General features: G+C 59.7%; 21 protein-coding genes, 1 pseudogene and 1 CRISPR repeat array. Of the genes and pseudogenes, 6 read left to right on the top strand and 16 right to left on the bottom strand.

The window, feature by feature from the left end; all coding sequences use genetic code 11:
• Nucleotides 1-123 precede the first annotated feature (123 nt).
• Entirely contained in the window at nucleotides 124-930 is an 807-nt protein-coding gene (locus EYW42_RS00325; protein ID WP_135533269.1) for a DUF4097 family beta strand repeat-containing protein, read from the top strand.
• Nucleotides 931-942: 12 nt separating this feature from the next.
• Here the strand turns inward: EYW42_RS00325 and EYW42_RS00320 are convergent, their stop codons facing one another.
• The 3 genes from EYW42_RS00320 to EYW42_RS00310 all read right to left on the bottom strand — a co-directional run bounded on the left by EYW42_RS00320 (nucleotide 943) and on the right by EYW42_RS00310 (nucleotide 4,064).
• Nucleotides 943-1,872: a hypothetical protein gene (locus EYW42_RS00320; protein ID WP_135533268.1), complete on the bottom strand. Its 930-nt coding sequence runs from the start codon at nucleotides 1,870-1,872 to the stop codon at nucleotides 943-945.
• 191 nt (nucleotides 1,873-2,063) lie between these two features.
• Nucleotides 2,064-3,143, bottom strand: coding sequence for a YihY/virulence factor BrkB family protein (locus EYW42_RS00315; protein WP_135533267.1), 1,080 nt, complete (start codon nucleotides 3,141-3,143; stop codon nucleotides 2,064-2,066).
• Between the two features lie 117 nt (nucleotides 3,144-3,260).
• Nucleotides 3,261-4,064 (bottom strand): aldo/keto reductase, encoded by an 804-nt coding sequence (locus EYW42_RS00310; RefSeq protein ID WP_135533266.1) that lies wholly within the window; start codon nucleotides 4,062-4,064, stop codon nucleotides 3,261-3,263.
• A gap of 425 nt (nucleotides 4,065-4,489) precedes the next feature.
• On the opposite strand from EYW42_RS00310, the pseudogene EYW42_RS00305 reads away from it, so the two are divergent.
• Nucleotides 4,490-4,729 (top strand): annotated as a pseudogene (locus tag EYW42_RS00305) (glutathione S-transferase N-terminal domain-containing protein); the annotation flags it as partial.
• A 367-nt stretch (nucleotides 4,730-5,096) separates the two neighbouring features.
• Nucleotides 5,097-5,375 carry a winged helix-turn-helix transcriptional regulator gene (locus EYW42_RS00300; RefSeq protein ID WP_135533264.1) on the top strand — a complete coding sequence of 93 codons (279 nt, stop codon included), beginning with the start codon at nucleotides 5,097-5,099 and terminating at the stop codon, nucleotides 5,373-5,375.
• Nucleotides 5,376-5,411: 36 nt separating this feature from the next.
• Here the strand turns inward: EYW42_RS00300 and EYW42_RS00295 are convergent, their stop codons facing one another.
• From EYW42_RS00295 to EYW42_RS00280, 4 genes are all read right to left on the bottom strand, one after another.
• Nucleotides 5,412-5,780: a DoxX family protein gene (locus EYW42_RS00295; protein WP_135533263.1), complete on the bottom strand. Its 369-nt coding sequence runs from the start codon at nucleotides 5,778-5,780 to the stop codon at nucleotides 5,412-5,414.
• On the bottom strand, nucleotides 5,777-6,436 hold the full coding sequence (gene merB / locus EYW42_RS00290; RefSeq protein ID WP_135533262.1) for an organomercurial lyase: 660 nt from the start codon (nucleotides 6,434-6,436) through the stop codon (nucleotides 5,777-5,779). The genes EYW42_RS00295 and merB overlap by 4 nt, the downstream gene beginning before the upstream one ends.
• 100 nt (nucleotides 6,437-6,536) lie before the next feature.
• The gene (locus EYW42_RS00285; protein ID WP_135533261.1) at nucleotides 6,537-6,911 is read right to left on the bottom strand and encodes a hypothetical protein; all 375 of its coding nucleotides are present in this window, start codon (nucleotides 6,909-6,911) and stop codon (nucleotides 6,537-6,539) included.
• Between the two features lie 318 nt (nucleotides 6,912-7,229).
• The gene (locus EYW42_RS00280; protein ID WP_135533260.1) at nucleotides 7,230-7,649 is read right to left on the bottom strand and encodes a DoxX family protein; all 420 of its coding nucleotides are present in this window, start codon (nucleotides 7,647-7,649) and stop codon (nucleotides 7,230-7,232) included.
• Between the two features lie 1,043 nt (nucleotides 7,650-8,692).
• A CRISPR array of direct repeats spans nucleotides 8,693-10,767; the repeat unit is 30 nt; unit sequence GTTCCAGACGAACCCTTGTGGGTTTGAAGC.
• A gap of 84 nt (nucleotides 10,768-10,851) precedes the next feature.
• Here EYW42_RS00280 and EYW42_RS20495 point away from each other — a divergent pair.
• From EYW42_RS20495 to EYW42_RS00260, 3 genes are all read left to right on the top strand, one after another.
• Complete coding sequence (locus EYW42_RS20495) at nucleotides 10,852-11,226, top strand: winged helix-turn-helix transcriptional regulator (protein ID WP_375137114.1); 375 nt, start codon at nucleotides 10,852-10,854, stop codon at nucleotides 11,224-11,226.
• A 193-nt stretch (nucleotides 11,227-11,419) separates the two neighbouring features.
• Nucleotides 11,420-11,620: a hypothetical protein gene (locus EYW42_RS00265; protein ID WP_135533258.1), complete on the top strand. Its 201-nt coding sequence runs from the start codon at nucleotides 11,420-11,422 to the stop codon at nucleotides 11,618-11,620.
• Between the two features lie 553 nt (nucleotides 11,621-12,173).
• Nucleotides 12,174-14,294 (top strand): pentapeptide repeat-containing protein, encoded by a 2,121-nt coding sequence (locus tag EYW42_RS00260; RefSeq protein WP_135533257.1) that lies wholly within the window; start codon nucleotides 12,174-12,176, stop codon nucleotides 14,292-14,294.
• Between the two features lie 159 nt (nucleotides 14,295-14,453).
• Here EYW42_RS00260 and EYW42_RS00255 read toward each other — a convergent pair whose 3' ends face one another.
• The 9 genes from EYW42_RS00255 to EYW42_RS00220 form a co-directional block, all read right to left on the bottom strand.
• Nucleotides 14,454-15,185, bottom strand: coding sequence for a sporulation protein (locus EYW42_RS00255; RefSeq protein ID WP_135533256.1), 732 nt, complete (start codon nucleotides 15,183-15,185; stop codon nucleotides 14,454-14,456).
• An 827-nt stretch (nucleotides 15,186-16,012) separates the two neighbouring features.
• Nucleotides 16,013-16,702 carry a site-specific integrase gene (locus EYW42_RS00250; RefSeq protein ID WP_135533255.1) on the bottom strand — a complete coding sequence of 230 codons (690 nt, stop codon included), beginning with the start codon at nucleotides 16,700-16,702 and terminating at the stop codon, nucleotides 16,013-16,015.
• A 48-nt stretch (nucleotides 16,703-16,750) separates the two neighbouring features.
• Nucleotides 16,751-17,005, bottom strand: a complete 255-nt coding sequence (locus EYW42_RS00245) for a hypothetical protein (RefSeq protein ID WP_135533254.1) — start codon at nucleotides 17,003-17,005, stop codon at nucleotides 16,751-16,753.
• Between the two features lie 158 nt (nucleotides 17,006-17,163).
• Entirely contained in the window at nucleotides 17,164-17,325 is a 162-nt protein-coding gene (locus tag EYW42_RS19375) for a hypothetical protein (protein WP_161972895.1), read from the bottom strand.
• A complete protein-coding gene (locus EYW42_RS00240; RefSeq protein ID WP_135533253.1) occupies nucleotides 17,322-17,612 on the bottom strand; it encodes a hypothetical protein in 291 nt (96 codons plus the stop codon). The genes EYW42_RS19375 and EYW42_RS00240 overlap by 4 nt, the downstream gene beginning before the upstream one ends.
• A gap of 202 nt (nucleotides 17,613-17,814) precedes the next feature.
• Nucleotides 17,815-19,176: an Eco57I restriction-modification methylase domain-containing protein gene (locus EYW42_RS00235; RefSeq protein ID WP_135533252.1), complete on the bottom strand. Its 1,362-nt coding sequence runs from the start codon at nucleotides 19,174-19,176 to the stop codon at nucleotides 17,815-17,817.
• Nucleotides 19,177-19,219: 43 nt separating this feature from the next.
• On the bottom strand, nucleotides 19,220-19,966 hold the full coding sequence (locus EYW42_RS00230) for a PaeR7I family type II restriction endonuclease (RefSeq protein ID WP_135533251.1): 747 nt from the start codon (nucleotides 19,964-19,966) through the stop codon (nucleotides 19,220-19,222).
• A gap of 603 nt (nucleotides 19,967-20,569) precedes the next feature.
• On the bottom strand, nucleotides 20,570-20,983 hold the full coding sequence (locus EYW42_RS00225; protein ID WP_135533250.1) for a hypothetical protein: 414 nt from the start codon (nucleotides 20,981-20,983) through the stop codon (nucleotides 20,570-20,572).
• Nucleotides 20,983-21,249, bottom strand: a complete 267-nt coding sequence (locus tag EYW42_RS00220) for a Sec-independent protein translocase subunit TatA/TatB (protein WP_135533249.1) — start codon at nucleotides 21,247-21,249, stop codon at nucleotides 20,983-20,985. The genes EYW42_RS00225 and EYW42_RS00220 overlap by 1 nt, the downstream gene beginning before the upstream one ends.
• Between the last annotated feature and the right edge of the window lie 211 nt (nucleotides 21,250-21,460).

Below are 21,460 nucleotides of genomic sequence, written 5' to 3'. Positions count from 1 at the left end.
GCGGATACCAGAGATACGGAACGGCAACCGGGTCAGTCCGTCCCCGTCGAAACTGCGCCGCGAGCCGATCTGTCACTCTTCAGAACGGAACCGGTTAAGTGGCGGTCGGCCGCTACAGTAGCTATGAACGGTCGAACGTCTCGGCGACGGCTTCTTGCCGCGTGTACTGCGACAGTGGCGGCGTCTCTGAGCGGGTGTATCGCCATCGGGTTCGAGCGGAGCGCGGAAACCACGGTCGAAGAGACGTACGACGTCGGAGAGGTGTCAGGTCTCGCGGTGTCGACCGAAAGCGGAGACGTCTCTATCGACAGCGCCGACCGGGAGACGGTCGCGGTTCGCGCGAGGAAGACGGGCGCGAGCGACGACGACCTAGAGACGGTCCAGTTGGAGGCGTCGAGGGAAAACGGGACGCTTGAACTCGCCGCCGAGCGGGACGGGCCGCGGTTCCGTCTCGGTCCGAAACCGCGGATGCACCTCGACGTAACCGTCCCCGAACAGGTCGGTTCGGTCCGCGTGAATTCACAAAGCGGGGACATCGACGTGTCGAGCGTGGCCGCGGCCGACGCCGACACCGTCAACGGCGACGTAACGCTCGCGAATATCGACGGCGACGTGACCGCGGAGACGACGAACGGCGACGTGAACGTGACCAGCGCCGCGGGGAACGTCCGGGTCGAAACCACGAACGGCGACGTCGACCTCCGAGACGTTCGCGGCGACGTGACCGCGGACACAACCAACGGCGATGTCGACGTAGCGGTCCCGGCCTCGCCCGGTGCGGCCGTGAAAGCCGACACGGAAAACGGCGACATCACCGTCGAGGGTGACGAGCGGTCGGGGTCGCCGGTTACCGCGTCGATCGGCGACGGCGAGAACCGGGTCGAGATAACGACGACGAACGGGGACATAGACGTCAGGGCGGTCGAGTGAAGCGCCGCGGCGTCAGAACAGTTCGAACTCCGGTGGCAGTTCCCGGCCCTCGCGGTACCGTTCGAGATAGTAGACGACCCCTGGCTGATGGGCCGCGCCGACAATGAGATGCACCTCCTCGGCGTCCTCGTTGTGGTAGACGACGTAGTCGGCCATCCGCTCGTTGCGGGCGTGCGAGACGAGTTCCAGTTTGGGGTCGTGCCGTCGAAGCCACTCGCGTTCCAGCGGTTGCGGGAGGAACGTCCGGTGGTAGTAGCGCTGGAGTTCGTCGAGTTTCTCCGGGTTCGTGCTGGCCTCTCGGCTCAGTACGTACGATTCGAAATCGTCGGCGATAGCGAGGTCCCCGTGGTTCATCAGGAACCCTGCGGCGACGTCACCGAGCGCTCGCTCGAATCGCTCGCCGTACACCTCACTACCGGACTCGATGAGCGAGAAGACGGCCGCTTGAAACTCCGAGGCGACCGAAGTCACGTCTTCGCGTAGCGATCCGAAGTCCATGCCGGGGATGTCGTCGAGCGGTGACTCGCCATCGAGTTCGGAACACTCGTTCATCGCCCACCGGTAGTCGTCCATCTCGCAGACGCCGGAGAAATCGCTGAAATACATCTGCCTGATCCCCTGCTCGCAGTAGACGGTTGCACCCCGTTCGAGAAACCGTGAGACGTGGTCGCGGAGAAACGTCCGCTCCTGCGGTGTCCCGGCGTGTGTGACTCCGTGGACGTGGAACTCGGTACCGTCGACGACGACGCACCTTCCTGGGATACCGTCTGACCGACCCTGGGTTGCCTGCTGGCGGCGTTTGGCTGCTTCCCACTCTTCTTTCGCGCGCAGGTACGCATCGTGGTCAGAGTTCACCCCGATGAGTCCGTGCAGATCGGCGAGGCTATCGGCCTCGCGGATCGCTGCGAGCGTTGTTTCGTCGCCTGTTCGGTTACCGACCATCTCGTCTTTACTGCGTGCTGGGTTCACATATAGGTCAGCGATCACCCACCCGTCGTTCCCGCAGTTCCACGTTCGGGCGCTGGACGACCGAACCAGTGTCAACGCTTTGACGCCGCTCGACACCCCTTTAGTTCTATGCCGGACGTAGTCGCGTCAGAGCGGCACAGAGCCCCCGCGCGGTGCGTGTCTGTTCAGTCGGTCGCCGGGGTGGACTGCTCGGCCGACTCGTCGTCGGACGCCCGCCAGCGGAACGCGACTTCCCGCTTTCGGCCGTCCCCGTCGTCCAACGACTGCTCGATGACCGTTATATCTGAGTCCGGTCGCGTGTATCGGCGGGCGGTCTCCGGAAACGCTGTGCCCGCGGTCTGGTCGGGACCGACGAGTTCGTTCCGCAGGTCTCGGAGGTAGTCGCCGAACTCTTCACGAGACATCGTCTCCTCTCGGTCCGTCTCGTAATCGGCCGCACCCTGTCCGACGCCGCCGGCCTTGCCCGACGAGTGCCCGCCGAGGACAGCGTTGATGACCGCGCCGAGAAGCAACACGAGTCCGGAGAAGTACAGCCACGTGATAATGACGATGACGCTGCCGAAAAAGCTCCCCGAACTCCCGCCCGTAATGGAGAGATACACCTGGAACAGCGCCTGAAACGCGGCCCACCCGACCGCGGCGAACGCCGCGCCCGGCAGCACGTGGTCCCACTCCACGTCGGTGTCGGGGAAGCGATAGAATATCGGCAGGAACGCGACGACCAACCCGACGACGAGAACGATCGGCGTCAGGTAACCGACGAACGGGACCACGTCGGAGTACCGCGCGAAGACGGCCGTCACTCCCACCGTCGCCAGGATCGCGACGACCATCGCCACCAAGACGACCAGACCGTCGATCAGTTTGTCGACGAAGGAGTTCACTGTCTCCGTCTCGTAGATCTCCGAAAACGCGGTGTCGAGCCCCCGAAATATCTTTAGCGTCCCCCAGATGAGCACGACGAGACCGACGACCGACGCTCCGGAGGCACCCGAGTTATCCCGAAAGATCTGTTCGACGGTGTCGGCTATGGGACCGGGCAGCGAGTCCTGCGCGAGCGTAACGATCCGCTCCTCAAGACCGCTCCCCGCGACCGAAATGACGAACAGCAGTATGAGCAGCATCGGCGCGAGCGAGACGAACGCGTTGTATGCGATTCCCGCAGCCATGAACGTCACGTTCTTCTGCGAGAACTCAGAGAACACCTGTTTTCCCGTGCTCACGGCGCTTGACAGGCTACCCATGTCTCGACGTTCGACGGTGAAACGGAAAACGGGCAGTGTGGGCGCTCAGACCTGTCCGGATCGCGACGCTGTATGCCGTACCGCGTGATATAGTAGTCACTGAACGGTAGCCCAGTGTTATCCCCGCCAGGGCGCGCCGTCAAAATCGACCTGGCGGCGAGTCCGGTTGATGGCATCTATCCGTGCTACGTCGGCAGAGTCGAGTTCGATCCGACGCGCTTCGTGGTTCTCTCGCAGGTGCGACTCGGACGACGACCGCGGGATCACAGCGACGTTCTCTTTGGACAGAAGCCACGCGAGGCTGATCTGCGCGGGCGTGGCCCCGTGTTTCTCCGCGATTTCGACGAGTTCGGGGACCTCAGTCACGGCACCTTTCGCCAGTGGAGAGTAGGCGACGAGGTAGTGACCGTTTTCGCGTGCGCGTCGCCGCAAGCGGTCCTGTTGGAGAAGCGGATGGCATTCGACCTGGTGTGCAAATAGCGGCGTCTCTAACCGGTCGAGCGCCTCCGCGAGCAGCGAAGGCGTAAAGTTCGACACTCCGACGGCGTCTATCACGTCCCGGTCGTAGAGTTCGTCGAAGGCTGCGAGCGTTGACTCGGGGTCGTACGCGCGTATCGGCCAGTGGACGTACAGTAGGTCCAGGCTCTCGACGCCGAGGCGCTTGCACGACTCCTGTGTGTGGTCGATGACGTCGTCGAACGCCAGGTTTTTCGAGTGGATCTTCGACGCGAGGAACACGTCCGACCGTTCGACCTCCGCGGTACGGAGGCCGCGTCCGACCGCGGACTCGTTCCCGTACATCTCAGCGGTATCGACGTGGCGGTATCCGATGTCGAGTGCCGTTTCGACGGCGTCGGCGCAGGTCGACGGTTCCAGGTCGTAGGTTCCGACGCCGACCCGGGGCATCCCGTCGGCAGTCATTGCTCTACCGCCGTCCGTTCAGTCGGCGGTGTTTCTGGGTGCGCGCCTCCCGACTGACCGGATGCTCCACAACGAACTCCCACCCGGACTGTCGGATCCAGCCGGCGGTGTGATTGTTCAGTCTTGACTCCTCGTCCGGAACATCGAGACGACCTATCGAACAGTTTCTCGGCGCTCGTCCGGACGTCCGTTCGGTCTGGCTCGGTTCGCATGCCGTGACGAATATCCGAGTAACAGCCATTAATACCTCCGCCAAAACTGGTTTTTGTTACCTATATGTCATACATCGGGATTCGAAAGCCGCGTGCGTCCCTGAACTGTCACGCGGATTCGACCTCGCTTTCTGGGGGTTGGAGGTGCGTTTTACCCCACTGTTCGAGCGAGTCGATCACCCGCTCTAGCGACCGACCCCATTCACACGACCAATGTTAGAACTCTACCAGGCAGAGGGATGTGGCTACTCCGAAACCGTGCGGGAGACCCTGACCGAACTTGGCCTCTCGTACGTCGTTCACAATCCTCGCTCTGGCGCCGGCGAGACGCGCAACGAACAGACGCGCGACCAACTCCGGACCCTCGGAGGCGACGATCAGATCCCGTTCCTCGTCGATCACCAGCGGGGCGTGACGATGTACGAATCCGACGACATCGTCGACTATCTGGAAACACTACACGTGACCGACGCCGATACGGAAGACTGCCCGATCTGTGCCTCGTCGGTTCCTTCGAACCGGATCTCTCCGCCGTCCGTCTGCACTTCGGACCCGAGGTAATGGCCGATGAGACGTGTCCGAACCTGCTCTGATCGCTCCGGTTTCGTCCTCCGTTAGCGTACATCTGATCTCTCGTCTCGCGTCGCTCTGTTCCATTATACGGCTATACTTTGAACACTGAACTATTTATACTGTCAATGACGAATCATAGTACGAAGTGTGGTGAACGAAAGCTATGTCTGATACTCCTGACTCAGCGGTCGACGGGGCCGGTTCATCGAATACTGACGTAGACTGCTTCTGTCCACTGGGCGGGGTAATGGATCTCCTGAGCCGTCGCTACGCGATGCAACTCATCTGCGTGGTCGGCGCTATCGGCCCGGCACGATACGGAGAGATCGAGGAGACGTTCGACGGGGTGAGTAGTTCGACGCTCTCGACGAGACTTGACGACCTAGTCGAGGCCGAGATCCTCGCTCGCGAACAGTACGCGGAGATCCCGCCACGAGTCGAATACGAACTCACGGACACCGGTGAAGAACTGTGTCAGCACCTAGATCCCCTTCTCAAGTGGGCAGAAAAAGCACAAGAGGGATGATTTACGGGTCAGTTTGTGAGGGCTGACTTCCCGGATCTACACCAGGGACAGAGGGCGAGTCGCAAGTAGGGCCGCCGACAGAAGGAACACGGCCGCGGGAACGGCGGTCTTCGACGGTGGGTCGTCGATTCGAATGTGAGTCACCACTGCACCGGCCGTGACTCCACTCAGCAAAAGCGCACCGACCGCCGTTAGTTCAGGCGTCCAGACGAGTCCCGCGATCAGTCCGATCCCGGCACCGATCTCCGTTAGGCCGGTGCCGATTCGGAACCACTGTGGATATCCGTATCGGCGGAACTCGTCGACCTGTTTCTCCTGATGGGTGACTTTCGCACCGCCCGCTACTAGTCCGACGAGTCCGAGCACGGTTTGCGTGACGAGCGCTGCGACGCCCGCGATGCTCATCCCGCGACCTCAGAGGACGCGCTCGCCGTCAGGGAAGCGGCGATAGGAACTCCGGATTCGAGGGGAATGGCAACTGTCGTCGCAGCCACGTCCTCCGCCCAGTTTTCGTAGTCCTCTCGGGTGTGGAACGCCTTTACGTACGGGCAGATTGCCCCGTAAACTTCGTCCGTAGTGGGGACATCGCCGGCAGGGATATCTCGGTCCGTGGCCACGCCGAAAGACATGACGGCATCCGACGGAGTGACATCGATATCCCTCTCGGGCGACGCCCGCATCTCGATCGGCTCGTTCGTGGGCGTTTCCGTTCGGATCTCGACCGGTTCGTCGACGAGATGTGCGAGGGCGATTCCGTCGTAGAAGCACCTGAAGTAGTACGTCTCGTCGGCGGTTTCAGCGGAGTGTGGCGTTTCCCCGTCGACGTGGCAGAGTTCGTCGACGGCGATCCCGTCCCCTTCGGTCACGGTACGGATCGCCGAAATCATATCGTCGAACGCCTCGATCGACTCACCGAAGAACCGACTCATGTTCCCTGCAACGTCTACCGGTAGCTGTGCAGTCTTTACTGGCCGCTCTTCGACCCAACCGTTCGAGTTCGGGGTTTGATCAGTCGCCGTATCAACCGTTACATCGGCGCAGTTGCAGTCTTGGTCAGACATACACAATTACATTGATTCTCGAAGTAGTTATACTGTCAAGTCTGAAGTAATGAACTAACTTCGAGCGGTCGAACTCACGGGCAAACTGCGAACCGAACGGCTAGAACTCGTCAGGCGTGCAGATACGCTCTATCGCTGACTGGAGTTCTGTGGGGCGTTGCGATCCGATGAACCAGTGTTCCCCGTTCGTCCGTTCCACTTCAACCCCCTGTCCTCCTCGAAGTCGATACACCGTGTTCCCGTTCGGTGTGCGCCGTACGCCCCAGTGCCATCCGCCGTACGTCGTCCCTGCGTATGAAGTGGCGTTCACGTCCCGAATCTGCGCTGCCGGGATCCGACGAAACGAGCGCTGGACCGGATGCAGACGGACGTTCACCCCGTCTTCCCGGACTTCGGTGACAAGCCTCAGGAGCCAGAACCGTTCAGTGGTCTCTCGGAATATCGTCTCGTCGTCGGTGTTCTCGGCGGAACTCATCGCTTCTGCTATTTGCCGTCGGTCGTGTTCAAACGCCGGATCTATTGCGACAAACGCGTAAGTCTCTCTGAATTCCCGTCCGGCTTACAGTAGCTGTGTGAACTCGCATTCAATCAGCGTTTGATCGCAGAGGCGTCTTCGAAGCCGCGGACTGCGGAGCGCGGCGCTGAGTAACGGGACGCACGAGCACGGCCTGAACGACGACTGCCCGGACTGTGGCAACCCGCGGTCGATAGATTTCGCTAACGGCACGTATGGGAGACAGAAAGCACCCCTTCCGGGTGCGAAATCCCTGCAGGGAACCGCCGTTCGGCAGCCTCAACGATGATCTGTTTCGGTCGGAGGCCGGGTGTACCAGAGTGCCCAGAGGATCAACACGCCCTGGAGTGGGAGTCGACCCCAGCGAACGATGTCTGAGGGGTCGCCGCCGCCCGGCATCCCCTCGATGACGACCCCGTGAGTCGCCATGTAGACGTTTGCCGGAAAGACCGCAACGAGTAACGCGACTGTCGCCCACGCTGCATGCTGTCGAGTTCGGGGAAGCAATAGCCCCACCCCGACGGCTATTTCGGCGATACCGGACAGATAGACGAGCGCAAGCGCTGCCGGGAAGAACGGTGGGATAATCTGGACGTACAACTCCGGCACGACGAAATGCAAAACTCCCGCGACGACGTACGCCGGGCCCATCAGATACAGTAACGGGCGCTTGAAACGGTGCAGAACCTCGTTCATCATCGGTTGATACTTCTCAAAGCGATGAAATAGTTTCGCTCTTCGACGATCTGCCCGCCTGATGACCGGTTGTGCACCTGGGAGTTGTGGGAGCGCGCTGCCGACCTCGCTGCCGAATATCCCTGCTCGTCCACACGCGCTTGCTGGAACTGGAGGAGTAATACGATGGCCCGGTCGAACAGTGCAGTTGACTCCATCGGGTTCCTCGACGATATCTGTCGGATGTGAATCGTTCGAAAAACCAATGGGCGCTGATTGCCCCGGTTCGACTATCGTGAGAATCGACCTTTCAGCCGTGATGTGGCAGGTTTCTAGAGTCTAAGAACCGAGATTCCGAGAGGTCTGCTGAACATCTACTGTCGCCACGACGCATATCCAAGCACTGGGAGATGCTACCGAGCAATCACGTCACTGCCTCAGCAAGCACGAGAGGGTCGTCGAACGGTTGAATCTCAGCTACAAAGAAGAAAAGTAGTTTTCCGGATAGCCGTGATTCTCTGAGAGTCACCTTTCCCGGCCGAAAGAACGGGGGTTCTCGGTGGACGCTCGTTCTGGCTAACTGTCTCTGTTGGCAGGCGAGTAGTCCTATTCACGTTCAGGGTCCCCGACTTCAGGATGAGGTGACGTGTTACCCCTCCGTTCGGAGACTTTTATCCCGCACAGACGATGTTCTTCGCGGTCTCCAGATGTAGTCTGGCGGGCAGCCAGAAATCGGAGGTTTCTGGCCACGGCGTTGTAGCCCGCGTGGTTCTCGTTCACACATGAGTCACTCGGACACACGGTAGCGGCCGTGACATGGGACCTGTATGCAGAGTAGGAAGGCCTCGGTCGCATTGCATCTGCAATGCATCGGTCATATCGTGGGAAACGTGGTGTTCCACAGTCGTGGTCGGTGGTTATCCTCTTTCGGACTCATAGAGTCCAGAATATCCGTGCGTGCTTCCGACTTCATCGACCCCCGGGGGGTTTGGGGGGTATTGAGGGTCGATGAAAATACTGATGCGAATGCAGGCAATAGTGGCTCTCACTCGCCCGAATCAGGGCGGGTTCCAGATGAACCCTTGTGGGTTTGAAGCGAACTGACTCGCGGCATCCCCGGACGCGCCCCAAGGGTTCCAGATGAACCCTTGTGGGTTTGAAGCGACCGCCAGCACATCAACGCGCTCATGGCGGCCGTGTTCCAGATGAACCCTTGTGGGTTTGAAGCTGGTACCCGCGAGTCGGTGGATCTGGCACCTCAAGTTCCAGATGAACCCTTGTGGGTTTGAAGCGTGACAACGTCGACCAACCAGACCGGCCGACTCGATCGTTCCAGATGAACCCTTGTGGGTTTGAAGCCGAGTTCGTCGACGAGATGATCCGTCGCGGCGTCGCAACGCTCCGGGTTCCAGATGAACCCTTGTGGGTTTGAAGCTCGAATCGGTACCTCCGGTAAGTCATCGCACGGATCGTTCCAGATGAACCCTTGTGGGTTTGAAGCTCTGGCGAAGGGAGCCAGTATCGTGTCGACGCCCGAGTTCCAGATGAACCCTTGTGGGTTTGAAGCGTCGTCTGCGAACGGCCGGCTCTCGGTCGTCAGCGTGTTCCAGATGAACCCTTGTGGGTTTGAAGCATGACGGCACGCTCGTCGGTCGCGGAAAGGGTGACCGGTTCCAGATGAACCCTTGTGGGTTTGAAGCGGGACCGGACCCAAACTGCGTGCCGTCGACCTCGGGTTCCAGACGAACCCTTGTGGGTTTGAAGCGATGAGATGGTCGACCGGGCGAAGGCCCGCCGGGGTTCCAGACGAACCCTTGTGGGTTTGAAGCATCATCGAGAACAAGCCGCGAGCGCCACTGAACGACGTTCCAGACGAACCCTTGTGGGTTTGAAGCCAGGCCATCCTCCGGACAGTCGCGCACCAAACCGCGTTCCAGACGAACCCTTGTGGGTTTGAAGCGCCGACCGCGAAATTACTGTCGTCGTCATTGACGACGGTTCCAGACGAACCCTTGTGGGTTTGAAGCTGCTCGGGCGCTCCGCGAGCGTTGCTCTCTATGGGGTTCCAGACGAACCCTTGTGGGTTTGAAGCTGTGCAGGACGGAAGTTGGCCCCATTGTTGATGATGGTTCCAGACGAACCCTTGTGGGTTTGAAGCGTCGGGACCTTGTACGCCTGTGCCTGTGCCGTGACGGTTCCAGACGAACCCTTGTGGGTTTGAAGCTCTTTCCCGGACCGCTGGCTGACGTAGTAAATTCCGGTTCCAGACGAACCCTTGTGGGTTTGAAGCATCCTCGAAATCAACAACGACGATCCCGCGACTCCCGTTCCAGACGAACCCTTGTGGGTTTGAAGCACCGACGGCGGGGATCGCCTCGACTTCATCCGCGCTCGTTCCAGACGAACCCTTGTGGGTTTGAAGCTCGGAAACCGAAACCGAAGCACGGGAGCGCCAGACAGTTCCAGACGAACCCTTGTGGGTTTGAAGCCTGTGTCCTCAAATCGCCGCAGGACAGTCCCGACTCGTTCCAGACGAACCCTTGTGGGTTTGAAGCGCCAGCAACTTCCGGGCGTCCTCCGCGGTGAGGCGTTGTTCCAGACGAACCCTTGTGGGTTTGAAGCACCCAGTTCCGGATCGTGCCGCCCGAAGGACGGCCGGTTCCAGACGAACCCTTGTGGGTTTGAAGCCTGTCGCTGGCCTGCTGAGTCGTCTCTACCAACGGGTTCCAGACGAACCCTTGTGGGTTTGAGGCATTCGCTGCCTCGGCCTCACCGCCCGGGACATCCTGTTCCAGACGAACCCTTGTGGGTTTGAAGCACGCACTTGAGCGCCCAAGAAGCGGCTCACAGTAGTTCCAGACGAACCCTTGTGGGTTTGAAGCGGCCTGCAGGTCACCATCCAGGGCAAACGCGGCGTTCCAGACGAATCCTTGTGGGTTTGAAGAGTCGGGGCCTGATATGCAACAATGTCAGCAACCGAGTTCCAGAGGAACCCTTGTGGGTTTGAAGCCACCCGCAGGGAGTCCCTGTCGTGCGTGTGGTGCAGTTCCAGACGAACCCCTGTGGGTTTGAAGCGGTGCTATGGTAACCCTCGAACGACAGGGGGCGAACGGTTTCAGATGAACCCTTGTGGGTTTGAAGCCAGTACCTCGCCCGGCGCGTCAAGGAGGTCACCGACGGTTCCAGATGAACTGACGAGTCTAATCAGCGCTCGAACACTCTGGAAATGGAAGTGTACTGTATGGCAACCCAGGTGACAACCACGTCCCAAGCCGGCCAAATCACGTCTGCCGATCTCTTTTCGTTACTTGGGAAAGTTCACACCCTCGAACTGCTCAGCCTGCTTCTCTTAGAAGAGCAGGAATCATTCCGGTTTAACGAACTGCAAGACGCTCTCGGTTTGTCTCCGAATACGCTGTCATACCGGCTTGACGAATTTGAAGTCGCTGGACTCCTGACTCGTACGACGTACGATGAGTTCCCTCCGCGCGTTGAATACGCAACTACGGAGCGACTCGATACCTTCGGACCCACTTCCGACGAACGCTCCGAGTGGATGGAAGAATACGGGGCCAACGACCTCGGCTGCCCGGACAGCTAATTACGCGTCCACATCGTTGTCGGACTCCTGACTGACATACAGATCGTGTCCGTATTTACGAGCATAAAACGAGGACGCGACCGTTGGCGATTGGTTCTACGCGTCTTCAGGCACGTCGAAACCCTAGAAGTGTTCTCCTTCGAGACGCTTACTTTGTCACAAGGCATATTTTCCCTCTTTTTTTATCTGTAGTATGGTTCGAGAACAGTCGTTAGTGGCTATTGCCCTCCTCCTGTCGGCTGTAGCCGTATCCAGCGTCCAGAGTGACCTCATCGTCTCGGTGGCTCGGACCGGTCCACAGGCGGTTCAGACTGTACAGGCGGCGGCCGGTCTCGGGTTCATTCTCATCTCGATTGTCGGTGCAGTATATATCTACTACTACGTCGACTCGTAAACGTCCCTTCCGCTACTGGCGAACGAATAGCTAGCTAGACGCCCGCTCAGTACTTCGGTTCCGCACCAGTTATTTCGCAGATAGCGGCGAGAATATCGTCCTATTGCTTGTCCAACTATTTCTTCGCTACTCCTTGATTAGCAAGAGGGCGAAAGGCCCGATCTTGATTGACAAGAATCTTGGTCAGTCAATACAGGATTGTGGGGTGTCGCCCTCGACGAACGATTCATAGGTTCCTTCCGGTTTCCAGATCTTCCGTAGTTGTCGTGGTTGGCACTACTCCTTACGTACTGTCAAAGGAATATCCGACGTGATATATCGAGAGCCGTACCACTCCGGTTAAGAAACTAACATCATCTCACTGCTTGCCGAATAATACTCTGTATTCAACACAACCCTTCTGACAGACGCAATAAATCACGGTATCTGGATGTTTGGATGGTATTATTCAAGAAGGGCTCTGCTGGCAGAGTGACGCACTGCAGTGATCCCTCTCGATTGTCCAATGTCTGTTCGCCGAACACTTTTATCGTCGTGATGTGGATACCAAATAATGACTCAACGCACCCTTGACGAAAGCAGGACTATCCTCGAACTGTCCCCGGAAGAGCGCGAGCAGCGCGACGTGACCGCTGCCGAGGTGCGCGACGCCTTCCTTGAGATCATCGAGCGAGGTGACCAGCAGGCCAAGGTGTTCGAAGGCTGTACGTTTCCGGAACTCGTTCTCGATTATCAGGAAATCGAGAGTGCAACCAAGCGCCCCGTCGTGTTCCGAGACTGTGCGTTCCCGGGCGGTATTCGCGCAGCCCACGCTGACTTCCGGGTGCCGATTCACTTCGAGGACTGCACCGTCACCGGGTTCGAACTTGAGCGGGCCCGATTCGAGTACGACCTTGCGATCCACGCGACCGAGATACGCGGCGAGGTCAACGGATTCGAAGCGCGGTTCGACAGCGACATGGACTGCACCGGGGTGACGTTTTCGGAACCGGTTTCGATGGATGAGGCGACCTTCTCTGACGACACGAGCTTCGACGACGCGACGTTTGAGCAGACAGCGTCGTTCCGAGCCGCGACGTTCGCAGGGATCTCTAACGAACTGAACGACAACGCCAGTTTCGAACGGGCCTCGTTCGAGGCGACAGCGAACTTCCAGCAGGCTACCTTCGGATTCACCAGCTTTGAGGGAGTGGCCTTCGGTGGCCTTGTGAGTTTCGAGGAGGCGCAGTTCGACGGCAACGCGACGTTCGCGGACAGCACCTTCACCGGCGAGGTGGACTTCGACGAGGTGCGGTTCGTCGAGGATGTTTCGTTCTCCGACTGTGTCTTCGAACAGAACGCAGTCTTTCGGGGGACCATGTTCGAAGGTGGTGCCCGCACTCTCAAGGACGATGCCCGATTCGCGGACGCGACCTTCCACGAGGACGTGAACTTCCGGGCGGCGGAGTTCCGCTCCGTGAACTTCGAACGGGCAGTGTTCGGGAAGCGCGCGCTGTTCGAGGAGGTTCGATTCGACGCCGATGCCGACTTCATCGGAGCCACGTTCACCGGTGAGGCGGATTTCGACGAGGCACGCTTTGACGGCGACGCAGACTTTTCCACGGCCAGTTTCGAACGGCAGGCGGTGTTTCGTGGGGCCACGTTCGAGGGCGAGACTCAACACCTAGAGCAAAACGCCGTCTTCGATGAGGTCCATTTCGCCACTGACGTGGATTTCGATAATGTGACGTTCACCTCGGTGGGCTTTTGCGGGACGGAGTTCGGTGGTGTGATTGACTTCACCGGGGCCGAGTTCACCGACGAGTTTGAATTCATGGCCGAGGCAGTCGACGACGACAATTACGTTAACTTCACCGACGCCGTCCTCAAAGAGGGAGTCATCACTCAGCCGGCGGACCACTGGGTCCGGTACGACTTCACGCAGGCCAGTCTCGGAGACATTACGCTGAAGGCCGAGCGAAAAGGTGGCCATCGCGAGATCCTCGATTACTTTCGCTTCTGTAACACAGAGTTCAACGAGTTCGACGGCTACGAGTTCGATTTCTCGGCGCACACGTACTACCTCGACCGCAACGACTGGAACCTCCACGCGTTCGATGAGGCCGCTGGCTCCGACTACGAGTACGCGTTGGAGATGACTCCGGAGAACATCGAGACGACCTACCTGAAAGCCAAGAAGGCAGCCTCGGCTGGCGGCTACGTGAAGGCAGCGGGAGAGTTCCGAGTGCAGCGCCAGCGCTACGCCCGACGGAAACACATCGCTATTGTCCGGGACAAAGCAGCGGGCACTCGTGCCCGCCTATCGAACGCTAGCCGAGCGGTTGAGAACTACTTCCTCGACGTATCCTGTGGGTACGGAATGCGTCTCGGGCGTATCCTGGCGGTGTTTCTCGTCACGCCGCTAATTCCCGCAGTACTCTACGCGTTCGGCGGCCAACCGTTCCGGACGGACGCTGGCCAACTCTCGTCAATTTGGGAGGTTACAACCCCCGCAGGCCAGGCCATCTTGTTCAAGAACCTCCACTTCAGCTACATCACGTTTCTGACAATCGGCTACGGAAACATCGGCCCGAAGGGGGCGCTCGCTCGCGTGTTTGCCGGGCTGGAGGTGTATTTGAGCGTCATCCTCGGTGGACTGGTGTTGTACGCCCTCATCAAACGGTCCGAACTGTAGCCCCGATTCCACCACCGTCGGATCACCTTGCTTGTCGTTCAGTATCCCACAGGCGAGTCTCGGTACGATCCTTCACTGTGCCGGGGCGGTGAACAACCATACTCTCTCTCTCTCGAATCGGTATGGAGTCGAGAAGGGGGCTACAGACGTCGCGGCCGCTCAGAGCTGTCGGTCGATGAGGTCGGTGAGTTGTTGCTTGATATGCTCGGTGTCCGTGGTGTCGATGGTGATGCGGTGGTGACTCTCGTCGGTTCCGAACAGTGACCCGCCGCGCTTGTCCACTTCGACGACGACCTCAAGCCGCTCCCCCTGTCGGACCGGGAACAGCTCGATTTCGTCGAGTCGACTGCTGTAGGGGCCGCTGTGTGGTTTGTATTCGAACTCCTGTGCGAACTTTCCGGGCCCGAACGACCGTGATTTGACGTTGTCGGCGGAACTGCGACGGAATCCGAGGTTCTCCACAGCCTCCAGCAACGCCTCCATGTACGGCCCCGGCAGTACCTCCAAGTAGTCTTTGTCCTTCGGATCGACCGACAAATTGATGTCGAGACCGGTGTACACCCAGACCTGCGTTTTGCCGATGGTTGGCGGCGTCGACTCGGGGATTTGTATTGACCCGGGGTCGATCGTGCGTTCTTCGCCAGCGTTGATAGTGAACCCGTCTGTCAGCTCCGTTTCCGTAATCTTCCCGGTCGAGTAGCTACTCCCCTCGTCGGTCTCGACCTCGTAGCGAGTCATGATGGCGAGGTCGATCTCGTCGACCTCCTGGTCGTCGGAGCCGCCCTCGATTTCTATGCGGGCCGGAATGCTGTCGCCGGGCTGTACCGTCTCCGTTTCGAGTATCGTGTCGATCTCAGCTGAACCGATGCCGATGCGGTTGAGGAGTCCCATTGCAGATTACTATAATCCTCTGTCATATATAATATTAGGGTCAGTGCCCGACACGGGAAGAGCGAACCGCCGCTACCCTCATCAACTCGGCATAGCGAGTACAAATACAGGTGTACAACGTCGGAAACAGGCCCGGGATCAGTACTTCCCGGCTGAGGGATCTCAGCGCCATCTGAGCTGCCAACGCGCTGTAGAACTCACGCTCTGTATACAATACGGTCCTTCTGGGTCTGAAACACTCTACACCACAGATACCTCTCCAACGCACGTGATAGCTGTTCGTCAACTGCTAATTGATTTGCTCGAACGGACCTGATTGACTACGCGGATTTCTGCTCTCTCGTCCGTGCGACTATCGAACGAAAGCAATATCGCGGTCGGTCAACCAAAAATAGCCGAGCTGACTGGCGATTATTACCGTGCGGTTGTATGGGCGCTGCAGGATTGTGAACCCTTGCGTCCGGCCGTCTCACGTCTGTTCGACGGTCCGGGCGACCGGCGCTGCCGCGTTGGCGGTTTCGCGGTTCTCGGCGACAAACCGCGTCGCCTGCGCTTCCACCACGGCAGGGTCCGTCTGCAGTGCGTTGCTCTTCTGAGCTCGACCCGATTGCCCGCGTTCCGTTCGTCTCTTCACTCCCGATCGGTGCTTGGCGGTCCTATCGTCGTGCACTCACGCTGTCGTGGTAAGTGTACCGTCGCGGGTTCCTGGCGGTCAGATTGCGAGCGCGGTCGCTGGGCTCTCAGGATATCTCCCGCGTCACCTGTCGGTACAGGGCCTAACGCGCCGTTGCAACGACAACTACACAACTACAGAAATTTTGAGGGGGTTAGTCTGACTGGTACTGCGCGCCCGTCCCGCTCGGGGGTGCGGCGGTCGTCACCGGAGCGCCAACGTCACCGGTCGCGGGCCCGTCGCCACCCAGCCACTCGACCTTGTTCCGCTCACGTTCGAGCGCATCCGGTGAGAACTCCCCGAGGTAGTGTTCTCGGAACGTGTCCCAGTCGTCCCATCCACCGTGCCACATGACCACGCTGGGTAACACTCCGGCTTCGAGCATTCGGGTTCCCCACGTTCTGCGGAGGTCGTGGTACGTGACTCGAAGCCACCCTTCGTCGCCCGTGGTCGCGGCGAGTTCCTCGCCCGCCCGTTTGACCCATCGATTCAACGTTTTCCCGGTCTTGTCGATCGTTGCATCATCGACCGACTGGTCTCGGAACTCCGGTATCATCCGGATCTGGTCTGCGAGGTCTTGCGGAATCGGTGTTTCTCGGTACTTGTCGCGCTTCGCTTGGTCCTCCCAGACTCGCAGCACCGTCTGCCCGTGACTGTCGGTGACGTCCACGGGCCGGGTCTGCGACGCTTCATCGCGCCGGAGACCGCAGTGCACGCCGTACCGCGCGGCGATCCGGTGCATCGTCCCGCCGCGGTCGTGCATCGTCTCTATGAGTTGTTCGACGTCGTCGTCACTAAGCCAGACTCGATACCCATCGGCTTCGGGGTGCGGTTTCATTCGCATTGTTGATGTTCTCGTGTTAGGGTTGTGTGAGGGTGGTTGTTCGGGATTCTACTCGTCTCGAACCGGGGGTTCGTCGCCGTGTCGGCGTTGAATCACGGTCTCGACCGCGCCGATCGTGGTTTGCCGTGTGTTGGGGAGTTCGATCCCGAGTGCTCGCGTCGCCTGGTCGATGAGACCGGCGGGGTCGTCGGGGTGCGCGGGGATTGGGTGGCGTTGCACTGCGAGGTTGACGGCGTCCACGGCGTCGTCGTACTCGTCGCGCTGTTCCTCGAAGAGCTGCGGGAGGCCGTCGGTCTGTGTCATCGTTACACTTGAGACTCGGGTGAATGCAGGAATAAACCCCGATGGGGGTGTCCCTGATTCCCACATAACCGCCAATGGTTCGTTAGGAATCGGTGTTCACCTGCCCTTCGCGCCCGTGTGAGCCGGGAAACTGGGTTAGAATGGTGGGTTCTCGGACACTACTCACTCGCAGCGCCGCTCATCCGGAGGAAAATGAGGATAGTGATGCCAACGACGACTGATGCCTCAAACCCTACGGCGAGGTAGACAACGGTTGGGGCGAGGAGCGCGATGAACGGAGCGGCGATGAAAGCCCCAAAGAAGACGTCCTCTTCTCTCATCGGTCCTCACCGTCCTTGAGGCGTTGCGCGGCCGCGTGACGTGCTCGTCGTTCCATGCGGTCTGCGATACTCTCGGTCGCCCCGTCTCGCGGGTCGGTGCGGTACTCGTCCGCGTCTTCAACCGGGATTTCATATCGCTCGGTGAGTTCGTATAGGAACTCGGGATTCCCGATACTGTAAAAGCGTGTCACGGGCCGGTGCTTCTCGATGTGCCCGTGGATCCCGCCGATCGATGTGTCGGTCACACCGCACTCCGCGCATCGATACACGGTGATGGTGTCGCTCATATTCGATACTCGCCGGTTCGCTCGTAAATACCCGGAACGCCGGGGCATCGGGTGCGCGAATACCAAATGAAAACCAGCGCACGGGCGGCGGTGTTAGAATAGCGTGTCGGGGTGGTAGCAGTCCCCGTCGTCACCGCCGCCGCATGTGATAATCCCGCGGCCGCTCGTAAATAGGGGACTGGGTGATTTCAGAGGGAGGGGGTTACAGCGTTGCTTGGAAGCTCTCGGCCCATTCCTTCGGGACCGGCAAGTCCCGTAACACTCGGGACTGCAGGCGGTAATACCCGTTATGCGCTTTCTGGCAGTGTGCTTCCATCCACATCCTGGCTTCTGGGGAGTTGAGGTACTCGATGAGATCGTCCATCGGCACACCGTCTTTCGGGACGGCGTAGTACACCGAGTGTTTGGGGACGACGTCACCGTGGTCTTCGGGCCAGAACCTGGGTTCCTTAGCGATGTCGCGGAATACGATTTTCGGCTGCAGGATGTCCTGCATCGGCGGGTTCTCGTGCCATGCGTACCATGTCTTCCCGCCTTCCACGCACGACCGGTTCTCCAGTCGCTCCCGGTGCTCTTCTAACCAGTCGTAGAACCCGCCGAGTTCGCCTTCGTCGGCGAGCGTGCCGTCCGACTTGTACGGGCACACGAACACTGAATCCGTTCGCGGGCCGTCGCACTCCCGTAACTGACTCCCGCTGACGGTCGGCCTGACCCACCGATCGTCAATCGAGTCCGGGACTTCATCGGCCTTCATCTCGAATACTTTGTCCGCTCCCGTGGCCAACCCCGGGCTGATGCGCTCGGTCACGTCACCGAGTGTCGCGCCGGTCTGCATGTCTTCGACGTCCGCGCCTCGAACGTTCGATGCCCAGCTGTCCCCGCCCGGGAGCGTCGTCGTGTGCGTCGAACCGTCCCGGAGCTTCACGACCGTGTCACCGTCGTCCTGGGTGCGTCGAACGGTCGTCACGCAGGGGAACGTGATGAGGCCCGTGAACGCGTCCTCGGGGATGTGTTCGATTTCTTCGACCCGTACGCCGTCGCTCGTCAGTAACCGGCGGAGTGGCTCTGCAGTGTCCACGTACTCGAATTTCTCCGGGGTAACGAACGATAACACGCCGCCCTCGGCGAGCATCGAAAGGGCCCGCTCGAAGAACAGAATGTACAGATCGAACCTGCCGGTTGCCGTGCTGAACGCGGCTTTGTACCGGTCTTTCTCATCTTCGCTCAACCCTTCGATGGGGACGTACGGCGGGTTCCCGATGACGTAGTCGAACTCGCCCGCATCGAGCATATCGTCGGCTAAGAAGTCGCGTTCCTCGAATTCTGCGTGCGTCAACCCCCGGTCTCGGGCCCGTGTGAGGTGTTCCGGGTTGCTTTCGATACCGGTCCCGTCCGGGTACTCCCAGCCTTCCGCGTCGCACACTGTCTCGACCGCGGCAGCGAACGGTGCGTCCCCACACCCCGGGTACAAGATTCGATCATCGCGTTCCGGTGGGTCGTCACGGAACGCTCGCCGAACCATTTTCTCAGCTAACTCGTCAGGGGTGGGGACGTGGCCTTTCATTCACTCAGTATTCGAGCGGCTTCGCACTTCAATGTCTGTAAACTCACTCGTCCACGTCGAACGTATCCTGCTCCATGTCGATGTGCCCGGCGACGTGCGACGCGAGCGACCGGGCGAACCGTTCGAATCGCAGTTCTTCGTTCGGTTCCCAGTACTCACCGTCCATCCCGGCGTCCTCGTCCGAAAGGATGAATGCCGACTCGTTCACTAACCGCTTCCGAACCATCCGCTGGCATAAGAGCTCCATCCGATCGACGTACGTCGCATCACGGAACTCGTCATCGACGTCGAAGTTCACCTCGCGCACCTGCGGGACGTTCCGCGACTCTTCGTTGTCAGCCATGAGCATCAGGTACCCGATGAACGGCTGGGGGCTCGGGGCGAATACACCTTCCTCGTACGCCTCGATGATATCCGTGTTATTTCCGATCGCTTCCTCAGCGCGGTTATTCAGATTGTTCCCGAAGCTCGATGCTTGTGACTTGTACTCGACCACTGCGAGGAGCTCACCGTCGTGCACGACCGCAGTATCCCATTCCTTTTCGTGCCTGTAGAAACCGGGGAGAGTGGCGTGGTAGTCATGATGCACGGATTCACGCGGGACACCCGCTTCCACGACGATGTCCTCGATGAGACCGGCGAACCCGTCCATTTGCTGCCCGCCGAGCACCTCTGCACGCCGCCCGCGCGTTGAGTCTTCAGATTCGCGTTGTTCCGCGCCTTGCCCGGATCGGGTTTCCCAGTACCACTGTACGGCGTCAGAAAGTTCAGATTCGAGGTTATTTATCACAGTTCGGGTTGTTCACCGATGGACCGTATTCCTATCGGTTACTCACCATGTATTCTCGGGCGGATGGGTCACGATCCACCACGACCGTGACCCGTTCACTCTCTCTCTCTCTCTCTCTCTCTCGGGAACACGCCGCCCGCGCGGGCGAGCGGCATCTTGTCGACGTGCTGCGACTCTCTTCAAAGGTCGGATACTTACTCGTCTGGCGGGTCGATCGGTCGTGCGCATACCACGCACCACGGCGGGCGGTCTTGAACTTGCGAGGCTGCTGTGCCGCATTCGGCGCATCGGATCGCGCCGGGTTCGTCGTCGTGCTCAGCTGGTGTCTGGGGAGGTGTGACTGACATACTCGATACTCGCAGGTACGCTCGTAAATACCGGGACGGGTATGTTCGACCGGCCGGTCATGCCGGCGGACGCGAGTACGTACACAGGTACGCCCACAGGCGCGTACATCGCCACGTACACGGCGACGTACACCCGTCCGTCCGTGCGTTCGTACGGGCGTCCGCCCGCCCGTCTCCTCGACCGGCCCTACTGACGGGCGGACGTGTGCCTGCCGGTGTGTCTGTAACGACTACAGAAATTTTTCGAGGGTGTCCGTTAGAATATCTGCGAGACCTTGAACCGCGCCTCTCGATCGTGATTCCGATCGGGGTGCCCGCTCTGATGGAACGAAAAATGCGGGAGGTTGCTTGCGTGGACTCGTTTCGTCTTCAACACCTGCACACCTCGCCCCCTGAATCGGTACACTGCGAATACGTAGTACCCGTCGTGCCTGCGCACCCACTGGTGCGGCTCCTCAAAGACGTAGAACTCTCCCTCCTTTGTCCCTCCTCGACCGTCGCTCTTCTCGCGGAGCGCGGCTTTGATTTCCACCGGTGTGCCGTTGGCGTACGCGGCGTCGGCGCGCCCGGAGTGGTCGGGTTCGAGGTTATACTTTCGACACACGTGCCGCTCGACCGCGGTGCCGGCGGCTTTCCGGCGATCCGCCCGGCCTGAGGTTTGGTTCGACACTATTCATCACCTGCAGGGGCAGGGTTCGTGTCCGTATCAGTCGATCCTCCGGACTCACTCACGGTGTCACGGGCGTCGTCCTCGATGTCTTCGAGCTCCTGCTCCAACTCGTCGCGCCCACGTTGGAACTCCTTGGTCGATTGTCCGATCGATCTGGCGAGTCGGGGGATACGGTCCGCGCCGAAGAGGAGTATTGCGATCCCTGCGATGACGAGCATCTCAGGCCCGCCAGGTAACCCGCCGACGAAAGCTGGTGTGACTGTCATGCTGTACCTGGGACTCACCGGTACGCTGGGATATACCCCGAACCGTGGGGTGCGACGAGACTACAAATTTTTCGAAAGGGGTCACCTCGCGTCACGCGTACGCGTCGCGCGTCTTATATACTGACTCCTCTGTATCCGCACAGTACAAGCACTGCAACGACAAAACTACAAATTACACTCACCTCCCTGCGGTCGGTGCGTGAATCTATAC

Origin of the sequence: Halostella pelagica (assembly GCF_004762015.1) — an archaeon.
GTDB lineage: Archaea > Halobacteriota > Halobacteria > Halobacteriales > Natronoarchaeaceae > Halostella > Halostella pelagica.
The sequence above is the reverse complement of the archived record's forward strand: the minus strand, read 5'-3'. Positions and strand labels throughout refer to the sequence as shown.